The organism is Lentzea atacamensis (assembly GCF_003269295.1).
GTDB classification, from domain to species: Bacteria; Actinomycetota; Actinomycetes; order Mycobacteriales; family Pseudonocardiaceae; genus Lentzea; species Lentzea atacamensis.
In genome coordinates, this window is sequence record NZ_QLTT01000002.1 from 964,887 (window position 1) to 982,065 (window position 17,179).

The window sequence follows — 17,179 nt, forward strand, 5'->3', positions numbered from 1 at the left end:
CTTCAGTCCACCGTCACGTAGTCCGGGCCGCTGTAGTGGCCGTCCAACTGGGTCCGCCGCTGCATGAGCAGGTCGTTCAGCAACGTCGACGCGCCGAACCGGAAGAGGTGCGGGTCGAGCCACTCCGGCCCGGCCACCTCGTGCACGGCCACCAGGTACTTGATCGCGTCCTTGGTGCTGCGGATGCCACCCGCGGGCTTCACCCCGCGCAGCTCACCCGTCTGGTTCTTCCAGTCCCTGACCGCCTGCAGCATCACGTGCGTCACCGGCAACGTCGCGGCGGGCTGCACCTTGCCGGTCGACGTCTTGATGAAGTCACCACCCGCGAGCAGCGCGAGCCACGACGCGCGGCGGACGTTGTCGTACGTCACGAGCTCGCCGGTCTCCAGGATGACCTTGAGGTGCGCGTCCCCGCAGGCTTCCTTGATCTTGACGATCTCCTCGAACACCTGCCCGTACCGGCCGGAGAGGAACGCGCCGCGGTCGATCACCATGTCGACCTCGCTCGCGCCCTGCTCGACGGCGAACCGGGTGTCGGCAAGCTTGATGTCCATCGTGCTGCGCCCGCTGGGGAACGCCGTCGCGACGCTGGCGACGTTGATCCCGGTGCCCTTGAGCTCGTCGGCCGCGGTCTTGACCATGTCCGGGTAGACGCACACCGCGGCGACCCGCGGCACGTCCGGCCGCTCGGGGTCGGGCCGCTTCGCCTTGGCGGCGAGGCTGCGCACCTTGCCGTGGGTGTCGGCGCCTTCCAGCGTGGTCAGGTCGACCATGCTGATCGCCAGGTCGATGGCGTGCAGCTTGGAGGCCTTCTTGATGCTCCGCGTGCCGAGGCCCGCGGCTCGTTGCTCGACGCCGACCTGGTCGACGCCGGGGAGCCCGTGCAGGAAACGCCGCAGCGACGATTCGTCGCGCACGGCGTCAGCCAGGGCCGACGGCAGTGTCGTTGGAGCAGCCATGACTCGGAGTCTAAGCGGAATGGGACGCCCGTCCTAAGTGAAGCCGTTTGCGCTGTTCAGGTGCATCTGAGGGGCGAACGCAACCTCGTTGCGCGGTAGCCGTTCTCCTGGATCACAGGGGTGGTCGGCGTGCTCAGAGTCACGCTGCTGGGGCGGTCGACGCGTGGGCCGGGAATGAGCTGCTTCCGCTCGGCTCGTCCTTGCAGCGAACGCTCCTCGCGATGCTCGCGCTGGAGGCGGGGAACGCGGTGCCGGTGGACCGGCTCGTGGACGCGTTGTGGGGTGAGGTGCTGCCGGGGGATGACCGCCCGCCGCGCCCGGCGGAAGTCGTTGTTCAGGCGAGGGCGTCCGCGGAGATCAGACAATCATCGAGGGTGGGAAAACTGCCCACGTCCGGCCCGTTGACCGCGAGGCGCCAGCTCCCGTCGTAGGTGAGGGACACCAACAGGCCCGTGCGGACGAGCACGGTCCACGGACCCCGTTCGTCCGCGTACCGCTCGTCGTCCATCTTGAGCCAGACCCCGACGCCTTCCCGAACCGTGCCCTCGACGAGTTCGGCGAAGAGCATCAGTCAAGGAGCTCGCGCAGGATGCTGGACTTCTTGCGCTTCGGCCCCTTGACCTCCACGCCACCCATGATCGCGAGCCCGGTGACCCGCACGGTCGGCGCACCGGGAATGTGCCGCCGCCCCGGCGCCCTGTCCTCGAACGCGCCCATGAACCCGAACCCGTCGACCTTCACGTTGATGTCGTCCGGCACGCGGATCTCGACCCCGCCCCAGAACGCGAACGCGCTGATGGTCACCTCGGCCTCGGCGAAGCTCGCGTGGGTCAGGTCGATCTCGATGCCGCCCATGACCGCGACGGCGTTGTGCATCCGCGGGACGACCCAGTGGCCCTTGCGGTTGACGCCCGACCAGAACGCGACGGACACCGCGCTGCCCGGCTCGCCGCCGATGCGGTCGCTCATGACCGGCTGGTACTGCGGGACGGCCGAGGGCTGCGGCAGGCCGCTCAGCACCAGGTCGGCGGTGATGGGAGCGAGTTCGCCGTAGGTCTTCGCGGCGTAGACGGCCGCGAGCCGCTCGTCCAGCTCGTGGATGTCGAGGCGGCCCTCGGCGGTCGCCTTGTGCAGGACCTGCGCGATCCGTTCCCGGTCCGCGTCGGACGCCCTCAGGTGGCTCTGGTCGGCTGGTACCAGCTCGTCGCTCACCCGATCGAGTCTAGAACTCCTACTTGCGGTTCGGTGCGTACTTGACGGTGATCGCGAAGGCCACGACGAGCAGGGCCCCGAGGCCGGAAGCGAGGGCCGGGCTGTAGCCCCACGTCATCGGCAGGACACCGATCAGCACCGCCAGTGACGCCGACACCCCCAGGATGACCAGCGGGGATTCACACAACTGCTGGGCGGGCTTCTGCTCGATGGTCACCGCACGTACCTCCGCGTCTCAACTGGTTACGAGACACTTCGGAGTCGCTTTGTCGATTCTTGATTGCCGGATCGGGTTGTGTGGCCACCGAATCGGGTGGCGTCATCGGAACGGGTTGGTGACCGGGGGATCGGCCGGCCGCACCGACTTCTCCAGCGCCTCCAGTTCCGCCTGAGGTGCCTCGCCCTGTGCCAGGCCCACGCCGGACCGCAGCGCGAGGCGGACTCCGTTGGTGAACACCAGCTCGATGTCACCGCCGGTGTCGCGCACGCCGTCCAGCGTCCACGAGGTCTCCACGGTGTACGGGACCTTGATCTGGACGTGCTCGTCGAACCGCAGGCTCTGCGCCACCCGGTGTGCCCGCTCGCGATCGTCCGGAAAACCCTCCACCGTCACGAACGCCCACGCATCGCGCGCCCACTCGACCGCCAGGTAGGTGCCCGTCCACAACGCGCGCTTGCCGTCGACGTCCGGCATCGCCTCGCCCTGCGGCACGCCCACTGTTCGCGCCGCGTTCACCACGACGCCGGCGGACTGGTCGCCGCCCCGCTCGGGCCGCAGCACGATCATCTGCTTCTCCCGCCCGGTGACGTAGACCTCCGGCGTGAACCCGCCCGCCGAACCGGCGCTGATCGTGCGCACCAACGGGTCGAACCCGCCCATCGCCACGGGATCGGGGTCAGGCCGGATCAGCACCGGCAGCACACCCGCCGCGATCAGCACGAACACGCCGGCCGCCGCCACCCGCAACGCCTTGGTGCGCTTGCCGGACCTGATCGCCCGCGACACGCTTACACCGCCGGAAGCGGGCACGTCCACCGACCGCAACGGCCCGAGCAGCCGTGCACCGTCGTCTTCGGACATCACTGGGTCACTCCCAACTGTGTGCGCAGGGCCGCGAGCCCGGCCGCGGTCTGGCTCTTCACCGTGCCTTCCGAGCACCGCAGGGCCTTCGCGGCCTCGGCCACCGGCAGGTCGAACAGGAATCGCAGGACGAGCACCGCGCGCTGGCCGGGCGGCACCCGCATCAGCGCGACGCGGATCTCCTCGCGGGTCTCGAAGTCCGGGTTCGCGACCGACCGCAGCTCGTCCACACGCTCGAAGAGACGAACTCGGCTCCACGGCCGCCTGCGTTCGTTGAGGAACGTGCGGACCAGGATCGCCCGCACGTACGCGTCGAGGTTGTCGGCGGCTCTGGCCCTGCGCCAGTTCGTGTACAGCCGGGTGATCGCCACCTGCACGACGTCGTCGGCGCGGTGCACGTCACCGCAGAGCAGGTAGGCGGTGCGCCGCAACCACGGCAGCGCCGCCGTGACGTACTCGGTGTACTCGTTGTCAGCCAACGACTTCCCGCTTCCGGAAGTAGGCGCGCGCCCCCTGCGGCACCCAGAGCAGCCACCCCACCACGAGCGACACCGCCCAGCCGCCGACCAGTTCCGGCCACGCCTCCGGATAGGCGAAGAGCACGAAGAACCTGCCCGCGAACTGGCCGAGCAGCAACACGCTGATCGTGATCCTGGCCCAGTTCTTCCCGTCCAGCACGGCGAGTGCGAGCCAGGTGTAGAGCACGAAGCTGACCGGGTGGTAGATCGCGCCCGGCGACAGCTGCCCGCCCAGCACGTCCTGCAGCCCGATCGTGAAGTGGTTGAACGCGTGCACGCCGATACCGACGACCGCGACGAGTACTGCCCGGTTCATGGCCCTCCCCCTTCTGTCCGCACTCAAGACACGGCGCGGGGGAGGGCGGGTTGGGTGACTCAGGTCACTCCGGTCACGCGGTGGGCTGGCGCAACGGCAGGCCGGCCGCCCGGTAGATCGAGTCGATCACCGTCATGTTCTTCACCGCGTCGTCCGCGGTCGTCGGGAACGGCTTGCCGTGCAGCACGGCGTCGGTGAACGCGTCGAGCTGGTAGGCGTAGGTCGCCCGCCGCCCGAACGTCTCCGCGGAGCTCCTGTTCCTGAGCCGCAACGACAACCGGTGGAACGTGTGCGGACCGAGCGGGTTGAACACGCTCAGCGTGCCGTTCTCCCCGATGGCCTTCAGCGAGAGCTTGAGCACCGTCGACGACCACATCGACGCGTGCACCGAACCCGTGTGACCAGAGGGAAAACGCAACGACGCGCGCATCGCGCGGTCGATCGAGGGGTCGCGCAGCAACGCCCGTGCGGAACGAACTTCGGGCTCCTCACCGCCGAGCAGACGCGCCATGTGCACGGCGTAGCAACCGGCGTCCATCATCGCGCCGCCCGCGAGCGAGTAGTCGTAGCGGATGTTGGAGAACACCGGCAACGGGAAGCAGACCGAAGCCTCCACGTGCCGCAGCGGGCCCAGCACGCCGGACCGCATGATCTCGTCGATCCGGACGGCCAGCGGGTGGTAGCGGTAGTGGAACGCCTCCATCACCACCAGCCCGGAAGCGCCGGCCGCGGCGGCGACCTCCGCAGCCTCGGCCGCGTTGGCGGTGAACGGCTTCTCGCACAGCACGTGTTTGCCGGCTTCCAGCGTGGCGAGCGTCCACTTGCCGTGCAGACCGTTCGGCAGCGGGTTGTACACGGCGTCCACGGCCGGATCTGCCAGCAGCTCCTCGTAGGAGCCGTGCACGCGCGGAATGCCGTGCTTGTCGGCAAAGGCCTGGGCGCGGCCGGTGGACCTCGCCGCGACCGCCACCACTTCGGCGACCGTCGAGGAGCGGGCGGGGCGGAGGACGGCGGCCGGCGTGATCATGGCCGCACCGAGCACCCCGATGCGCACGTGGTCTGTCACCCGGCCGACCCTACACCTTTGGTTAACGGCGTTCACTCCGTCAGATCGGTGTCCCGCGGCGGGAAGAACGTCACCTTCTCGACCGGATACGGCTCCGACCAGTGCCACGCCTCCATCTGCTTGCGGGAGCGCCTCCCGAAGAACGCCCGCCACAGCTCGTACCCGTCGACCTCCAGCGCGACGTGACCGGTGCCGATGACGCCGAATTCGGTCGTGACGGTCAGGTCGGGGAGGTAGCGGGTGACGATGCCGGTGAGCGTCGTCCGCCACGGGTGATCGGGGAGACGCTCGCGGCCGACGGCGGCGCGCAGATCCGCCTCGTGCGTGATCGCGTCCATCGCGATCTGGCCGGGGATCTTGTCCAGGCGCTCGGTGCTGGCGTTCCACTGCTCCAGGAGGTCGAGCACCGGCACGCCCTCGCGCTCGGCGACGTGCCGTGCGGTCCACTCCTCGCCGGGTGAGCCCTCCACCCTGCCCGAGGCGAAGTCCGCGGCGACACCGGCGAGGTGCGCGATCAGCTGGTGCACGGTCCACTCAGGACACGCGGGCACCGGTCGCGCGAGCTCCTCGGTGCTCAGGCCCATGGTGATGCCGACGGTGCGGTGGCGGGACTCGCGGTAGATCTCTTCGAACACCCGTGGCTCCTCACAGCGGTTACGGTGTCCGGCATGGACGTCCTCGTCGTCGATCATCCACTCGCCAAGGCGAGACTCACAACCATGCGCGATGCGCGCACGGACAACGCAGCTTTCCGTGCGGCGCTGCAGGAGCTCACCGTCATGCTGGTCTACGAAGCCATGCGTGAGGCCCCGGTGACCGAAGAGCGCACGCACACGCCGGTCGCGCGCACCACCGGCTACAAGCTCGCGAACCCGCCGTTGCTCGTGCCGGTGCTGCGGGCCGGACTGGGCATGGCCGACCAGGCGCACAAGCTGATCCCGGACGCCCAGATGGGGTTCGTCGGGCTCGCCCGCGACGAGGAGACGCTGCAGCCGACGCCGTACATGGAGTCGCTGCCGGAGGACCTCGCCGGACGTCCGGTGCTCGTGCTCGACCCGATGCTCGCGACCGGCGGCTCGATGGCGTACACGATCCGGCTGCTGACCCAGCGCGGTGCGACCGACGTGACGGCGGTGTGCGTGCTCGCGGCGCCCGAGGGCATCAACCACCTGGAGGACTCGAAGCTGCCGGTGCGTCTCGTCACGGCGTCCGTCGACGAGCGGTTGAACGACTCCGGCTTCATCGTCCCTGGCCTGGGCGATGCCGGTGACCGTCTGTACGGAGCGGTTTAGGACATACCTCCGATCGGACGTAGCAGTGGTCTAGACCTCAGTCCTATGGTGCTCTGGACCACATCGCCGCTGCCGCGATCCGCAAGAGGAGAACCATGTCCAGACGGAGATGGGGTGTCGCCACCCTCGTGGTCGGCGCCCTGTCCGCGTCGCTGGCTTATGCGCCGGCGAACGCCGATGTCGAGACCAATGGGCACCACGGTTATTCGAAGACCCGCACGGTCGGGTACTTCATCCAGTGGGGCGTGTACGGCCGGAACTTCCGGGTCAAGAACCTCGTCGACAGCGGGGCCGCCGCGCGGCTCACGCACCTGAACTACGCCTTCGGGTTCCTCGACGAGTCGGGCAGGTGCATCAGCTCCGACCCGTGGGCCGACTGGCAGATGCCGTACACGGCGGAGCAGTCCGTCAGCGGCAAGGCCGACGAGCCGGGTCAGGCCCTCATGGGCAACCTCAACCAGCTCAAGCAGCTCAAGGCCAAGTTCCCCAAGCTGAAGGTCAACATCTCGCTGGGTGGCTGGACGGGCTCGCGCTACTTCTCCAACGCCGCGCTGACCCCCGAGTCTCGCGCCGCGCACGTCAAGTCGTGCACCGACATGTGGATCAAGGGCAACCTGCCGGGTCTGCCGGAGGGTGCCGCGAAGGGCGTCTTCGACGGCGTCGACCTCGACTGGGAGTGGCCTGCCAGCAACGGCAACATGGACCCGCCCAACGTCGTGCGTCCCGAGGACAAGCAGAACTTCACGCTGCTGCTCGCCGAGTACCGCAAGCAGATGGGCTGGAACCGCGACCTGACGGCGTTCCTCCCGGCCGACCCGGTGCAGGTGGACAGGGGCTTCGAGGTCAGGAAGGTGTTCTGCTACCTGACGTTCGGCACGTTGCAGGGCTACGACTACCACGGTGCCTGGGACCCGGTGGCGAACCAGCAGTCCGCGCTGCGCGTGCCCAAGGGCGACCCGTCGGAGTTCGAGTTCAGCTCCGAGGTGACGGTCAAGGCGTGGCTCTCGCGGGGTGCGCCGCGCTCCAAGACCGTGCTCGGTGTGCCGTTCTACGGACGCGGCTGGACCGGTGTCGCACCCGGTGACCGCAACGGCCTGTTCGGCACGGGCACGCCCGCGCCGGCCACGTACGAGGCGGGCTACGAGGACTTCCACACCATCAAGCCCAAGCTCGCCGACCCCAAGTACAAGATCTACCGCGACGAGCGCGCCGGCTTCGCGTGGATCTACGACGGCACGACGTGGTGGACCTTCGACGACGCGACCGAGATGAAGCGCAAGGCTCGCTTCATCAACGCCCACCGCCTCGGCGGCGCGATGATCTGGTCGCTCGACGGTGACACCGCGGACGCTGAGTTGATCAAGGCCCTGGACGGCGCCTTGAAGTAGGACGGGCTGTCCGGATCGGACAGTTCAGCGGGTCCGGGGAGGTTTCGCGGCGGCCGCCTCCCCGGATTCCGCCAGCCAGCCCCTGCTGTGCGCGCGCAACGCCACCTCGTAGGTGGCGGCGGGATCGATGCCAGGCGGCAGGTTGCCGTTGAGCTCCAGGCTCACCAGGCCGTGCGCGATGCCCCACATCGACATGGCGATCTGCTCCGGGTCCTCCGCCCGGTAGAGGCCCTGCTCCACCGCGCGGCGCACAGCCTTGATCACCGGCGCGAACGTCCGGCCGGCCGCGCGGCTCATCTCCTTCGTAGGTTCGACGACCTTCGAGTAGAGCACCGAGTAGAACCGCGGGTCCTCCAGCGCGCTGCGCCGGTACGCGAGTCCGATCTGGAGCAGGTCCTCCACGGGGTCGTCGGTGACGGGCACGGCCGCCAGGTGCGCGCCGAACCGGCTGAACGCCTCGTCGTAGAGCGCTTCGAGCAACGCCGGCTTCCCGCCGAAGAGGGAATAGACCGCCGTCGTCGAGGTGTTGACGTCGGTGGCGATCTTGCGCAGGCTCACGGCGGCTGGGCCCTCGGTGCTGAGCAGCTCGCCCGCCCGCTCGAGCAGACGCCGTCGCAGAGCGTCGTCGTGGATCTTGGGCCTGGGCATCACGCAATCCTAACGGCCGCTGGTCTGCGTGGTATCAGATTGGTACCGTCCGTGGAATGGCGATGACCTTGCGGTTGACCGAAGAGGAGAACCTGCGGCTCGCTGAGCTGGCGCAGGCCGAGGGTCGCTCCAAGCAGGAGGTCGTGCGTCTCGCGATCGCGGACCGCTACCAGCGCATGCAGCAGGAGGAGAAGCTCGGGGAGGTCCTCGGGCGAGTCCTGCCCAAGTACCGAGGTCTTTTGGATAGGCTCGGATCTTCCTGAAACTGTCAGACCTCTGTGATCAACTGGGTGCCGTGATCTCCTACCTCGACGCCGGGGACCTCTTAGTGCTGGCCACGGCCGTGACCGGTGGCGACCTCGTCGTCCGGGACATCGGTCTGCTGGACACGGCGGCGTACCGTCCCCGCGCCACCGTTCTCGGCGTGGAGGCTTACGACACGCTGTGGTTGAAGTCCTCCGCCTTACTCGACTCCATCGTGCGAACCCGCCCTCTCGTCGAGGGCAACTGGCGCCTCGGCTGGGTAGCCGCCGTCACGATGTGTGACATCAACGGCTACTGGATCGACGCGGACGAGGACGACGCACTCGACCTCGTCCGCTCGCTGGGCCGCGACAAGATCGACGTCCCGGAGATGGCGGGCCATCTCGAAGCGTGGGGACTTCCCAAGGATTTCGCTTGACCTAGAGCGCGCTCTAGGTCATAGCGTCGAGTTCGTGAGTTACTCGATAGCCCAAGCCGCGCAGCGCAGCGGGTTGTCCATCGACACCCTGCGCTACTACGAACGAATCGGGCTCGTCGACCCGCCCGCGCGTGACTCGGGTGGTCGCCGCAGCTACTCGGAGGAGGACCTCGGCTGGCTGGCCTTCGTGACGCGCCTGCGCACGACCGGCATGCCGATCCGCATGATGCGCGAGTTCGCGCAGCTCAGGCACAAGGGCGACCTGACAGCAGGCCGCCGCAAGCAAATCCTCGTCGACCACCGCGCAGACGTCCGCGCCCGCATCGCGGAGCTGCAGACCTGCCTGGAGGTGCTCGACTACAAGATCGACCACTACGCGGTGGTCGAGCGGGACTTGGAGGCCACGGCGTGAGCCGTTTCTTGGGAGAGCTGGAGGTCGGGCCGCAGGGTCTCGGCTGCATGGGAATGTCGGAGTTCTACGGCGCCGGCGACGAGTCGGAGTCGATCGCGGTGATCCACCGGGCCCTGGAACTCGGTGTCACCCTGCTCGACACCGCCGACATGTACGGCCCGTACGTCAACGAGGAGCTGGTGGGCCGCGCGATCGCGGATCACCGTTCCTCGGTCGTCCTGGCCACCAAGTTCGGCATCGTCCGCGACGGCGACAGTCGCAGCATCCGCGGCGACCGCGACTACGTGCGGTCGTCGGTGGAGGGTTCGCTGAAGCGCCTCGGCACCGACGTGATCGACCTCTACTACCTGCACCGCGTCCCGGAGGACACGCCCATCGAGGAAACCGTCGGGGCGATGGCCGAGCTGGTGACCGAGGGCAAGGTGCGGTTCCTGGGCCTGTCCGAGGCGGGCGCCTCGACGCTGCGCCGCGCCCACGCCGTCCACCCGATCACGGCGCTGCAGAGCGAGTGGTCGCTGTGGTCGCGCGACATCGAGGCGGAGATCGTGCCCACCGCACGTGAGCTGGGCATCGGCCTGGTGCCCTACTCGCCGCTGGGCCGCGGCGTGCTGACCGGGCGCTTCACCTCCTCCGCCGACTTCTCTTCCGACGACTACCGCGCCGTCGCGCAGCCCCGCTTCTCCGGTGCCAACCTCGACACGAACCTGAAGATGGTCTCCGAGCTGCGGGCGCTGGCCGCGGACCGCGGGGTGACGGCCGGTCAGCTGGCGCTGGCCTGGGTGCAGCACCGCGGGGCCGACGTCGTGCCGATTCCGGGGACGAAGCGGATCAAGTACCTGGAGGAGAACGTGGCGGCGGCCGCTTTGGAGCTGTCGGCCGACGATCTCGCCGCGATCGAAGCTGCTGTGCCTGCTTCGGCTGTCGCCGGGGAGCGGTACCCGGACATGAGCGCTGTGGGTCGCTAGAACATCTGTTCGAGATAATCCCCAGGGTTGTCCACAGATTGGGGACAAGAAGCTGTGGACAACCCTGGGTTGATGTGGACAACTCGCCTGAGGGGGCCGCCGTGGTTCGCGAGACCATCGTCGACCGACCGACGTCTCTGTGGGCACGACGCGCTGGCGGGAAGGTGTTCGTCTACCGGTCATCGCTCGTGCGGGAGACCGATGAGTAGTACCTGACGGTGCAGGCCGCCGTGGCCGCACCGGATGCCCGGCTGGTCCACCGGCAGACGCGGCAGGACCCGAACATGATGTTCGGTGAGGCCGAGATCTGCTGGTACCACGCCCCAGGCGTCGCCGACGACGAGAACTGCTCGATCGCCGATGCCGCGTGGTTTCCCGGGTACACCCTGGAGGAGTACGTCGACTTGCTCGTGAGGGACAGCCTGCTGGTCGCCTGCGAGGACGGCACCTACCTGCCCACCAACTACGCCGTCATGACGGGGCAGTTGACGCCCCGCCGGCAGTAGCGGCTAGCCCGCGAGGGTCGCCGCAACCGTGGCGCCGAGCTCCCAGCACGCCTCCACGTCGGCCTTCGCCGGCTCGCCCGTGACGAGCACGTGCTGCGCCGCCTTCTCCCAGCCCAACCCGTTCGTGGCCGTCTCGACGCTCCGCACCGCACCCGTCGTGTCGTTGTTGCCGTGCACGTAGAGCCCGAACGGCCTGCCGCGCGTGGAATCGAGGCACGGGTAGTAGATGGTGTCGAAGAAGTGCTTCAACGCACCACTCATGTAGCCGAGGTTGGCGGGCGTGCCCAGCAGGTAGCCGTCGGCCTCCAGGACATCCACAGCAGTTGTGGACAACGCGGCCCGGCGCACGACCTCGACGCCCTCGATCTCCGGCGTGGTGGCGCCGGCGACGACTGCCTCGAACATCGCCTGCAGCGCGGGCGACGGCGTGTGGTGGACGATCAGCAACCGCGCCATCAGTAGTCCATCTCGTAGTCGTTGACGTCCGGCGGATCGTCGTCCACACCGAGCGCCTTCAGGTCCTCGGAGGTGACCACCTCGGCCGTCGGCTGCATGAGGCCCAGCAGCTCCTCGACGATGTCGAGGTGGATCTTCTGCGACTCGTCGTTCAGCCTGGCGATCTCCATCATCCGGTCGATGACGCCACTGCCCTCCAGTTTGCGGGCGATGGCGCTGAACTCGCCGAAGCCGCTGCCCGGTGAGGTGATCGCGGCGTTTGAGTCGACGGTGCTCTTCAGCAACATCTTCAGCGGCATGTGCGCGTTGAGGTCGACGCCGAACGCCCCCAGCAGGCCGTCACGCAGGCGGATCTGGAACGCCTTCATGTCGTCGTTGAACGCGCCGTAGAACATGTTGAGGCCGCGACTGCTGTCGGGATGTGCGTCGAGCACGGCCTGTGCGAGGTCACGCCGCGTGTACTCCATGGGCGGCAACATAGATGACCATGACCAGCGCCTCCTACGACGTTGTTGCCGCCGACTATGCCCGCCTGATTCCGGACGCGCACGACGGCCGACCGCTCGACGCCGCGATCATGCGCGCGTTCGCCGAGCTGGCCGGCGACCCGATCGGCGACCTCGGCTGCGGCACCGGACGCATCACGCAGCACCTGCACGAGCTCGGCAAGGAGGCGTTCGGCGTCGACCTGTCCGAAGGCATGCTCACGCAGGCGCGCGAGCTGTACCCGCACCTGGCCTTCACGCAGGGCGACATCACGAAGCTGGACCTGGAGGACGACAGCCTCGGCGGCGCGGTCGTCTGGTACTCCACGGTGCACATGCCGGCGGAGTCCGTGCCCTGGCAGGAGTTCCACCGCGTCGTCGAGCCTGGCGGCTACCTGTTGCACGCCTTCAAGCTGGGTGACCAGAAGCGGCACCTGACCCACGCGTACGGCCACGACGTCGATCTGGAGGTGTACTGGCACGACATCGACGAGACCGTGCGCAACGCGACCGAAGCCGGCTTCAACGAGGTGGCACGCCTGCAACGTCAGAAGGGCGAGGGCGAAGCCGGACCGCAGGCGTTCTTGTTGTTCTGCAAACGGAACCCCGCGGCCGGTCAGACGTCCTAGTGGGTGTACACAGGAGGGACCATGAAGACCACCGCCCTTATGACCACCAGTCCTCGTCAGCGTCGCATCACCTGGGGTTTCGGCCTTGCGATCGGCATCGGGATGATCGGGATCGGGCCCCTCTTCGCGTCGCTGTGGCCGGGGTTCGACCACAGCCCGTGGGACGTCAACACGATGTTGCTCGGACTCGGCGTGGGGCTCTGCACGATCGCGTACATCTTCGGGCGGATCGCCGTCGCGGCGGTCACCGAGGGGCGCCGCAACGCGGTGACCCCGCCGACCAGAAGGGCCTACCTGGTGGCCGGCGGGGGCTTCGCTCTCGCCGCGATCTGCCTGATGATCGCGCTGTCTAGCTGACCAGTGCGGTAACCCGTTCGCGCAACTCGGCCAGACGAGCCCTACCAGCGGCACGGGCGGACTCCAGTCCGTCCGTGACGGGCTCGACGACCTCCAGGTACGCCTTGAGCTTCGGCTCGGTGCCCGACGGCCGCACGATCACGCGCACGCCGTCCGCCGTCCAGCGCAGCACGTCCGCGCCGGGCAGCAGGTCCTCCGACTCGAAGCCGGCGGGAGGCTCGGCGCGCAGCCGTGCCATCGTCGCGCCGATCAGCGACAAGTCGGTGTAGCGCAAGGAAACCTGGTCGGTCAGGTGCAGGCCGTGGTCGAGCGCCAGCTGGTCCAGTGCGTCCAGCAGCGTGCGACCGGAGGCCTTCAGCCCGGCGGCCAGGTCGGCGGCGACGACCGCGGCCGAGATGCCGTCCTTGTCGGCCACGTGCTCGGGGTCGACGCAGTTGCCGAGCGCTTCCTCGTAGGCGAACACCAGGCCCTCGCCCGCCCGCGCCAGCCACTTGAAGCCGGTCAGGGTCTCCGCGTAACGAGCACCGTGCGCGGCGGCGATCGACTTCAGCAGCGAGGACGACACGATCGTCGTCGCCACCAGCGGATCCGCGGACTCGGTGGTGGACAGCACGAGCGACCCGAGCAGCACGCCCGTCTCGTCGCCGCGCAACATCCGCCACGTGTCACCGTCGCGCACGCCCAGTGCGCACCGGTCGGCATCCGGGTCCAGCGCGATCGCCAGGTCCGCCTCCACCGACGCCGCAAGGGAAAGCAGCTCGTCGGACGCGCCGGGCTCCTCGGGGTTCGGGAACACCACCGTCGGGAAGTCCGGGTCCGGCACCGCCTGCGACCGCACCACGTGCACGTCGGTGAAGCCCGCGCGCCGCAGCGCTTCCACGGCAAACGCGCCGCCAACGCCGTGCATCGGCGTCAGTGCGATCTTCAACGAACGCGACTGACCGCGCGGCAACGACGCCACCCGCTCCAGGTAGGCGTCGATCTCCGCCTCGGAAACCGTTGAGTACGAGGGGGACCGGGGCACCGACACCGCGGCCGGCACGGCCTCGATCGCCTTCTCGATCTCGCCGTCCGACGGCGGCACGATCTGCGAGCCACCGGCCAGGTAGAGCTTGTAGCCGTTGTCCGCTGGCGGGTTGTGCGACGCGGTGATCTGGATGCCCGCCACCGCACCGTGCTTGCGCACCAGGAACGCCAGCACCGGCGTGGGCAGCGGACCCGGCAGCACCCGGACGTCGAAGCCCGCGGCCGCCATCACCTCGGCGGCCGCGGTGGCGAACTCCTCCGACCCGTGCCGGGCATCGCGGCCCACGAACACCAGGCCGGAAGTGCCCAGCCACGACGCCAGACCAGCGGTGGTGCGCACGACCGTGGCGACGTTCATGCCGTTGGTCCCTGCTCGCACCGGACCGCGCAGACCGGCGGTGCCGAACGTCAGCGGCCCGGCCATCCGGTCCTGCAGGTCGGCCAGGGCGGCGGAGTCGCCACCCATCGCCCGTGCCAACACGCCCTGCAGCTCAGTTCGAGTCGCGTCCGACGGGTCGTCAGCGATCCACCGGAACGTCGCGTCACGCAGTGCCGGCGTCAAACTCATGCCCGGTCCACCAGCTCACGCAGCAGCGTGCCCATGCGCTGAGCGGCGGCAGCACCGGCGTCCAGCACCTCCTGGTGGTTCAGCGGCTCACCGGTGATGCCCGCCGCGAGGTTCGTGACCAGCGACAGACCGAACACCTCGACGCCTTCGGCGCGCGCGGCGATGGCCTCGTGCACGGTCGACATGCCGACCAGGTCCGCGCCCAGCGTGCGCAGCATCCGGATCTCGGCGGGCGTCTCGAAGTGCGGGCCGGGCAGACCGGCGTACACGCCCTCCTCGAGCGACGGGTCGATCTCCTGCGCCAGCTTGCGCAGCCGCGGCGAGTACAGGTCCGTGAGGTCCACGAACCGCGCGCCGACCAGCGGCGACAGCGAGGTCAGGTTGAGGTGGTCGGAGATCAGCACCGGCTGCCCGACGGTCATGCCCTGCCGCAGGCCACCGGCCGCGTTGGTCAGCACGATCGTCGACACGCCCGCGGCAGCGGCGGTGCGCACGCCGTGGACGACCTTCTGCACGCCCTTGCCCTCGTAGCCGTGGGTGCGGCCGAGGACGACGAGGACCTTCTTGCCACCCACCTCGACGGAACGGATGGTGCCGCCGTGGCCGAGCGCAGTCGGCGCCTCGAAGCCCGTCAGCTCGCCGACACCGATCTCGGTGGCCGGCTCGCCGATCACGTCGGCGGCGGGCCGCCAGCCGGAGCCGAGCACGATCGCGATGTCGTGCTTCGCCACGCCGGTGCGGCTCTGGATCTCTTCCGCGGCCTTGCCGGCCAGCTCTTCTGGAGTCACCGCGAGAGCGTAAGCCGTGTCCTGTGGGTCTGTCCGATGAGAGTCGTGACTGTGCAGATCGGGCTCTGGGCGGAGTTCATGGTGGTGCCGCCGCGAGGGACCCTCTCGGGCGCGGCTATCGCGGACGTCACCCGCAGGACACGGCTTACACCGGGGCGAAGGTGGAGGCGATCGCGTCGAAGAGCCTGACGCGCGCCTCGTCCTCCTGCTCTGTGGGCACCACCACTTCGACCACCCACAGATCGTTGCCGTACGGCAGCACGCGGGAGAAGTGCGACCTCCGCAACGCGTTGGGTTCGTCACCCTCGACGGTCCGGTAGATGAACTGGATGCCGTCCTCGCTGTGCGGCCCCGCGAGGTTCGGCGTGAGCACCTTCTCGCCGCCGAAGAACCTGCCCGGCCACCGTGCCTGCACGCTCGCCGTGTACGCGCTGATGTCGCGCCTCGGGTAGTAGTCGGGGTAGCGCTGCACCGCGACCTCGTACGCGCCGCTCGGCGACACGAAGTGCACCACCGCGGAGGCGGGCATCAGCTTGTCGGCCGCGCGCTGCTCGGCGTACATCGTCCAGCTCGCCTCGACGTTCAGCGTGAACTTGCCGCCCTGGTCGCCGATCGCAGTCACCGCCGACGCCGTCCTCGGCTCCAGTCTCGGCGCCACGGGGAGTGTCGGCAGGGTCTGCAACGTCTGCTGGGTCGGCGGCAGCAACGGCGCACCCGCGGCCAGCCGCGTCAGCGCGAACCCGCCACCGGAGCCCACCACGAACAGCAGGATGGCCGCGACCAGCAGGAACGTGGTGGCGACCCGTCCGCGCGGCCGCTGCGGCGCGAGCGGCTTGGTGACCATGAACGGCAGCGGGCCCGGATCGTCGGCCAGCGGCGCGTCCGGTTCGATCTTCGGCTTCGGCCGCACGACCACCGGCAGCGGCACGGACTCGCGGACCTCGAACGCGTCGGTGCCCGGCTCCGGCAGCAGCGGGTAGACCTGCTTGCGCACGTCGACCAGCGAGAGCCGCTCGGCCGGATCCTTCTGCATCAACCCGCTGATCACCGGCGCGAGCCGCCCGGCACCCGCCGGCACCGGCACGTCGCCGTTGATCACCGCGTTGATCGTCAGCATGACGTTCTTGCCGACGTACGGCGGCTCGCCGGCCATCGCCGCCCACATCGTCGCGCCCAGCGACCACCGGTCGGCGGCCTCCGAGACGTCACCGCCCTGGGCGACCTCCGGCGCGATGTAGGCGGGCGTGCCCAGCGTGATGCCGCGTGCCGTCATGGTGGCCTCGGCGACGTTGCGTGCGATGCCGAAGTCCGTGAGCTTCACTCTGCCGTCGTCGGCGATCAGCACGTTGCCGGGTTTGACGTCGCGGTGCGTGATGCCGGCCCGGTGCGCCGCCGCCAGGGCGGCCGCGACGGCGTCCATCACCGCGGCGCCCTGCTTCTCGGTGAGGCAGCCTTGCTCCTGCAGCACCTCGCCGAGACTGCGGGACGGCACCAGTTCCATGACCACGTACGGGTCGCCGTCGTGCTGAACGACGTCGTAGAGCGTCACGAGGTTCGGGTGGGAGAGGGCGGCGACGGCCCGTGCCTCGCGCATCGTCCGTTCGCGCAGCTCATCGGCGGCCACGTCCGTCATGCCCGGCGGTCGCAGGATCTCCTTCAGCGCGACCTGCCTGCGCAGCACCTCGTCGTGGGCGGCCCAGACGGTGCCCATCGAGCCCCGTCCGAGCAGGTGCAGCAGCCGGTACCGAGCCGCGATCAAGCGCTCCTGCTCAAGGTTCTCCACTGGACCATTGTTCCTGAGACACTGACTGCATCGTTAACGGCG

The 17,179-nt window shown here is 69.1% G+C and carries 24 protein-coding genes; 9 read left to right on the forward strand and 15 right to left on the reverse strand.

The features are described 5' to 3' along the window. Positions 1–2: 2 nt before the first annotated feature. The 9 genes from deoC to C8D87_RS13740 all read right to left on the reverse strand — a co-directional run bounded on the left by deoC (position 3) and on the right by C8D87_RS13740 (position 5,787). Positions 3–959 carry a deoxyribose-phosphate aldolase gene (gene deoC, locus C8D87_RS13700; RefSeq protein WP_112226864.1) on the reverse strand — a complete coding sequence of 319 codons (957 nt, stop codon included), beginning with the start codon at positions 957–959 and terminating at the stop codon, positions 3–5. A 334-nt stretch (positions 960–1,293) separates the two neighbouring features. After that, entirely contained in the window at positions 1,294–1,527 is a 234-nt protein-coding gene (locus C8D87_RS13705) for a hypothetical protein (RefSeq protein ID WP_112226865.1), read from the reverse strand. Continuing rightward, the gene (locus C8D87_RS13710) at positions 1,527–2,171 is read right to left on the reverse strand and encodes a DUF1707 SHOCT-like domain-containing protein (RefSeq protein WP_112226866.1); all 645 of its coding nucleotides are present in this window, start codon (positions 2,169–2,171) and stop codon (positions 1,527–1,529) included. Before C8D87_RS13710 ends, C8D87_RS13705 begins: the two co-directional genes overlap by 1 nt. A 19-nt stretch (positions 2,172–2,190) precedes the next feature. Then, a complete protein-coding gene (locus C8D87_RS13715) occupies positions 2,191–2,388 on the reverse strand; it encodes a hypothetical protein (protein ID WP_109639127.1) in 198 nt (65 codons plus the stop codon). 102 nt (positions 2,389–2,490) lie between these two features. Continuing rightward, entirely contained in the window at positions 2,491–3,252 is a 762-nt protein-coding gene (locus C8D87_RS13720) for a hypothetical protein (RefSeq protein ID WP_112226867.1), read from the reverse strand. After that, positions 3,252–3,731, reverse strand: a complete 480-nt coding sequence (locus tag C8D87_RS13725; protein ID WP_109639129.1) for a SigE family RNA polymerase sigma factor — start codon at positions 3,729–3,731, stop codon at positions 3,252–3,254. The genes C8D87_RS13720 and C8D87_RS13725 overlap by 1 nt, the downstream gene beginning before the upstream one ends. Continuing rightward, positions 3,724–4,086 carry a hypothetical protein gene (locus C8D87_RS13730; RefSeq protein WP_112226868.1) on the reverse strand — a complete coding sequence of 121 codons (363 nt, stop codon included), beginning with the start codon at positions 4,084–4,086 and terminating at the stop codon, positions 3,724–3,726. The genes C8D87_RS13725 and C8D87_RS13730 overlap by 8 nt, the downstream gene beginning before the upstream one ends. A gap of 73 nt (positions 4,087–4,159) precedes the next feature. After that, a complete protein-coding gene (locus C8D87_RS13735; RefSeq protein WP_112226869.1) occupies positions 4,160–5,152 on the reverse strand; it encodes a Gfo/Idh/MocA family protein in 993 nt (330 codons plus the stop codon). Positions 5,153–5,184: 32 nt separating this feature from the next. Then, complete coding sequence (locus C8D87_RS13740) at positions 5,185–5,787, reverse strand: maleylpyruvate isomerase N-terminal domain-containing protein (protein ID WP_170166411.1); 603 nt, start codon at positions 5,785–5,787, stop codon at positions 5,185–5,187. Between the two features lie 33 nt (positions 5,788–5,820). Here C8D87_RS13740 and upp point away from each other — a divergent pair, with 33 nt between their 5' ends. Further along, positions 5,821–6,444 (forward strand): uracil phosphoribosyltransferase, encoded by a 624-nt coding sequence (gene upp, locus C8D87_RS13745; RefSeq protein WP_109639342.1) that lies wholly within the window; start codon positions 5,821–5,823, stop codon positions 6,442–6,444. 95 nt (positions 6,445–6,539) lie between these two features. Next, positions 6,540–7,832 (forward strand): glycoside hydrolase family 18 protein, encoded by a 1,293-nt coding sequence (locus tag C8D87_RS13750; RefSeq protein WP_112226871.1) that lies wholly within the window; start codon positions 6,540–6,542, stop codon positions 7,830–7,832. A 24-nt stretch (positions 7,833–7,856) separates the two neighbouring features. Here the strand turns inward: C8D87_RS13750 and C8D87_RS13755 are convergent, their stop codons facing one another. Continuing rightward, complete coding sequence (locus C8D87_RS13755) at positions 7,857–8,480, reverse strand: TetR/AcrR family transcriptional regulator (RefSeq protein ID WP_112226872.1); 624 nt, start codon at positions 8,478–8,480, stop codon at positions 7,857–7,859. A gap of 56 nt (positions 8,481–8,536) precedes the next feature. On the opposite strand from C8D87_RS13755, the gene C8D87_RS13760 reads away from it, so the two are divergent. From C8D87_RS13760 to C8D87_RS13780, 5 genes are all read left to right on the forward strand, one after another. Continuing rightward, positions 8,537–8,743, forward strand: coding sequence for a ribbon-helix-helix protein, CopG family (locus C8D87_RS13760; RefSeq protein WP_030470728.1), 207 nt, complete (start codon positions 8,537–8,539; stop codon positions 8,741–8,743). 32 nt (positions 8,744–8,775) lie between these two features. Continuing rightward, positions 8,776–9,162 carry a type II toxin-antitoxin system death-on-curing family toxin gene (locus C8D87_RS13765; RefSeq protein ID WP_112226873.1) on the forward strand — a complete coding sequence of 129 codons (387 nt, stop codon included), beginning with the start codon at positions 8,776–8,778 and terminating at the stop codon, positions 9,160–9,162. A gap of 34 nt (positions 9,163–9,196) precedes the next feature. After that, positions 9,197–9,574 carry a MerR family transcriptional regulator gene (locus C8D87_RS13770; protein ID WP_109639136.1) on the forward strand — a complete coding sequence of 126 codons (378 nt, stop codon included), beginning with the start codon at positions 9,197–9,199 and terminating at the stop codon, positions 9,572–9,574. A gap of 47 nt (positions 9,575–9,621) precedes the next feature. Further along, complete coding sequence (locus tag C8D87_RS13775) at positions 9,622–10,539, forward strand: aldo/keto reductase (RefSeq protein ID WP_112227075.1); 918 nt, start codon at positions 9,622–9,624, stop codon at positions 10,537–10,539. A 218-nt stretch (positions 10,540–10,757) separates the two neighbouring features. Then, positions 10,758–11,045: a hypothetical protein gene (locus C8D87_RS13780; RefSeq protein WP_112226874.1), complete on the forward strand. Its 288-nt coding sequence runs from the start codon at positions 10,758–10,760 to the stop codon at positions 11,043–11,045. A gap of 3 nt (positions 11,046–11,048) precedes the next feature. Here C8D87_RS13780 and C8D87_RS13785 read toward each other — a convergent pair whose 3' ends face one another. Next, on the reverse strand, positions 11,049–11,501 hold the full coding sequence (locus C8D87_RS13785; RefSeq protein ID WP_109639138.1) for a flavodoxin family protein: 453 nt from the start codon (positions 11,499–11,501) through the stop codon (positions 11,049–11,051). After that, on the reverse strand, positions 11,501–11,968 hold the full coding sequence (locus tag C8D87_RS13790) for a hypothetical protein (protein ID WP_146771699.1): 468 nt from the start codon (positions 11,966–11,968) through the stop codon (positions 11,501–11,503). The genes C8D87_RS13785 and C8D87_RS13790 overlap by 1 nt, the downstream gene beginning before the upstream one ends. A gap of 20 nt (positions 11,969–11,988) precedes the next feature. Between C8D87_RS13790 and C8D87_RS13795 the strand changes: the two genes are divergently transcribed. Continuing rightward, the gene (locus C8D87_RS13795) at positions 11,989–12,615 is read left to right on the forward strand and encodes a class I SAM-dependent methyltransferase (protein ID WP_233442081.1); all 627 of its coding nucleotides are present in this window, start codon (positions 11,989–11,991) and stop codon (positions 12,613–12,615) included. Between the two features lie 21 nt (positions 12,616–12,636). Beyond that, positions 12,637–12,972 carry a hypothetical protein gene (locus C8D87_RS13800; RefSeq protein WP_233439981.1) on the forward strand — a complete coding sequence of 112 codons (336 nt, stop codon included), beginning with the start codon at positions 12,637–12,639 and terminating at the stop codon, positions 12,970–12,972. On the opposite strand, the gene C8D87_RS13805 is transcribed toward C8D87_RS13800, so the two are convergent. The 3 genes from C8D87_RS13805 to C8D87_RS13815 form a co-directional block, all read right to left on the reverse strand. Continuing rightward, a complete protein-coding gene (locus C8D87_RS13805; RefSeq protein WP_112226877.1) occupies positions 12,965–14,566 on the reverse strand; it encodes a phospho-sugar mutase in 1,602 nt (533 codons plus the stop codon). The two genes, C8D87_RS13800 and C8D87_RS13805, sit on opposite strands and share 8 nt — an antisense overlap. Beyond that, a complete protein-coding gene (locus C8D87_RS13810) occupies positions 14,563–15,354 on the reverse strand; it encodes a purine-nucleoside phosphorylase (RefSeq protein WP_112226878.1) in 792 nt (263 codons plus the stop codon). The genes C8D87_RS13805 and C8D87_RS13810 overlap by 4 nt, the downstream gene beginning before the upstream one ends. A gap of 145 nt (positions 15,355–15,499) precedes the next feature. Next, positions 15,500–17,137: a serine/threonine-protein kinase gene (locus C8D87_RS13815; RefSeq protein WP_215732299.1), complete on the reverse strand. Its 1,638-nt coding sequence runs from the start codon at positions 17,135–17,137 to the stop codon at positions 15,500–15,502. Positions 17,138–17,179 lie beyond the last annotated feature (42 nt).

What these genes read in the sequence shown, in the direction of transcription:
- deoC (WP_112226864.1), bottom strand. Translation starts at nt 959, where the DNA reads ATGGCTGCTCCAACGACACTGCCGTCGGCCCTGGCTGACGCCGTGCGC.
- C8D87_RS13705 (WP_112226865.1), bottom strand. Translation starts at nt 1,527, where the DNA reads ATGCTCTTCGCCGAACTCGTCGAGGGCACGGTTCGGGAAGGCGTCGGG.
- C8D87_RS13720 (WP_112226867.1), bottom strand. Translation starts at nt 3,252, where the DNA reads ATGTCCGAAGACGACGGTGCACGGCTGCTCGGGCCGTTGCGGTCGGTG.
- C8D87_RS13730 (WP_112226868.1), bottom strand. Translation starts at nt 4,086, where the DNA reads ATGAACCGGGCAGTACTCGTCGCGGTCGTCGGTATCGGCGTGCACGCG.
- upp (WP_109639342.1), top strand. Translation starts at nt 5,821, where the DNA reads ATGGACGTCCTCGTCGTCGATCATCCACTCGCCAAGGCGAGACTCACA.
- C8D87_RS13750 (WP_112226871.1), top strand. Translation starts at nt 6,540, where the DNA reads ATGTCCAGACGGAGATGGGGTGTCGCCACCCTCGTGGTCGGCGCCCTG.
- C8D87_RS13755 (WP_112226872.1), bottom strand. Translation starts at nt 8,480, where the DNA reads ATGCCCAGGCCCAAGATCCACGACGACGCTCTGCGACGGCGTCTGCTC.
- C8D87_RS13760 (WP_030470728.1), top strand. Translation starts at nt 8,537, where the DNA reads ATGGCGATGACCTTGCGGTTGACCGAAGAGGAGAACCTGCGGCTCGCT.
- C8D87_RS13775 (WP_112227075.1), top strand. Translation starts at nt 9,622, where the DNA reads ATGGGAATGTCGGAGTTCTACGGCGCCGGCGACGAGTCGGAGTCGATC.
- C8D87_RS13785 (WP_109639138.1), bottom strand. Translation starts at nt 11,501, where the DNA reads ATGGCGCGGTTGCTGATCGTCCACCACACGCCGTCGCCCGCGCTGCAG.
- C8D87_RS13790 (WP_146771699.1), bottom strand. Translation starts at nt 11,968, where the DNA reads ATGGAGTACACGCGGCGTGACCTCGCACAGGCCGTGCTCGACGCACAT.
- C8D87_RS13795 (WP_233442081.1), top strand. Translation starts at nt 11,989, where the DNA reads ATGACCAGCGCCTCCTACGACGTTGTTGCCGCCGACTATGCCCGCCTG.
- C8D87_RS13800 (WP_233439981.1), top strand. Translation starts at nt 12,637, where the DNA reads ATGAAGACCACCGCCCTTATGACCACCAGTCCTCGTCAGCGTCGCATC.
- C8D87_RS13805 (WP_112226877.1), bottom strand. Translation starts at nt 14,566, where the DNA reads ATGAGTTTGACGCCGGCACTGCGTGACGCGACGTTCCGGTGGATCGCT.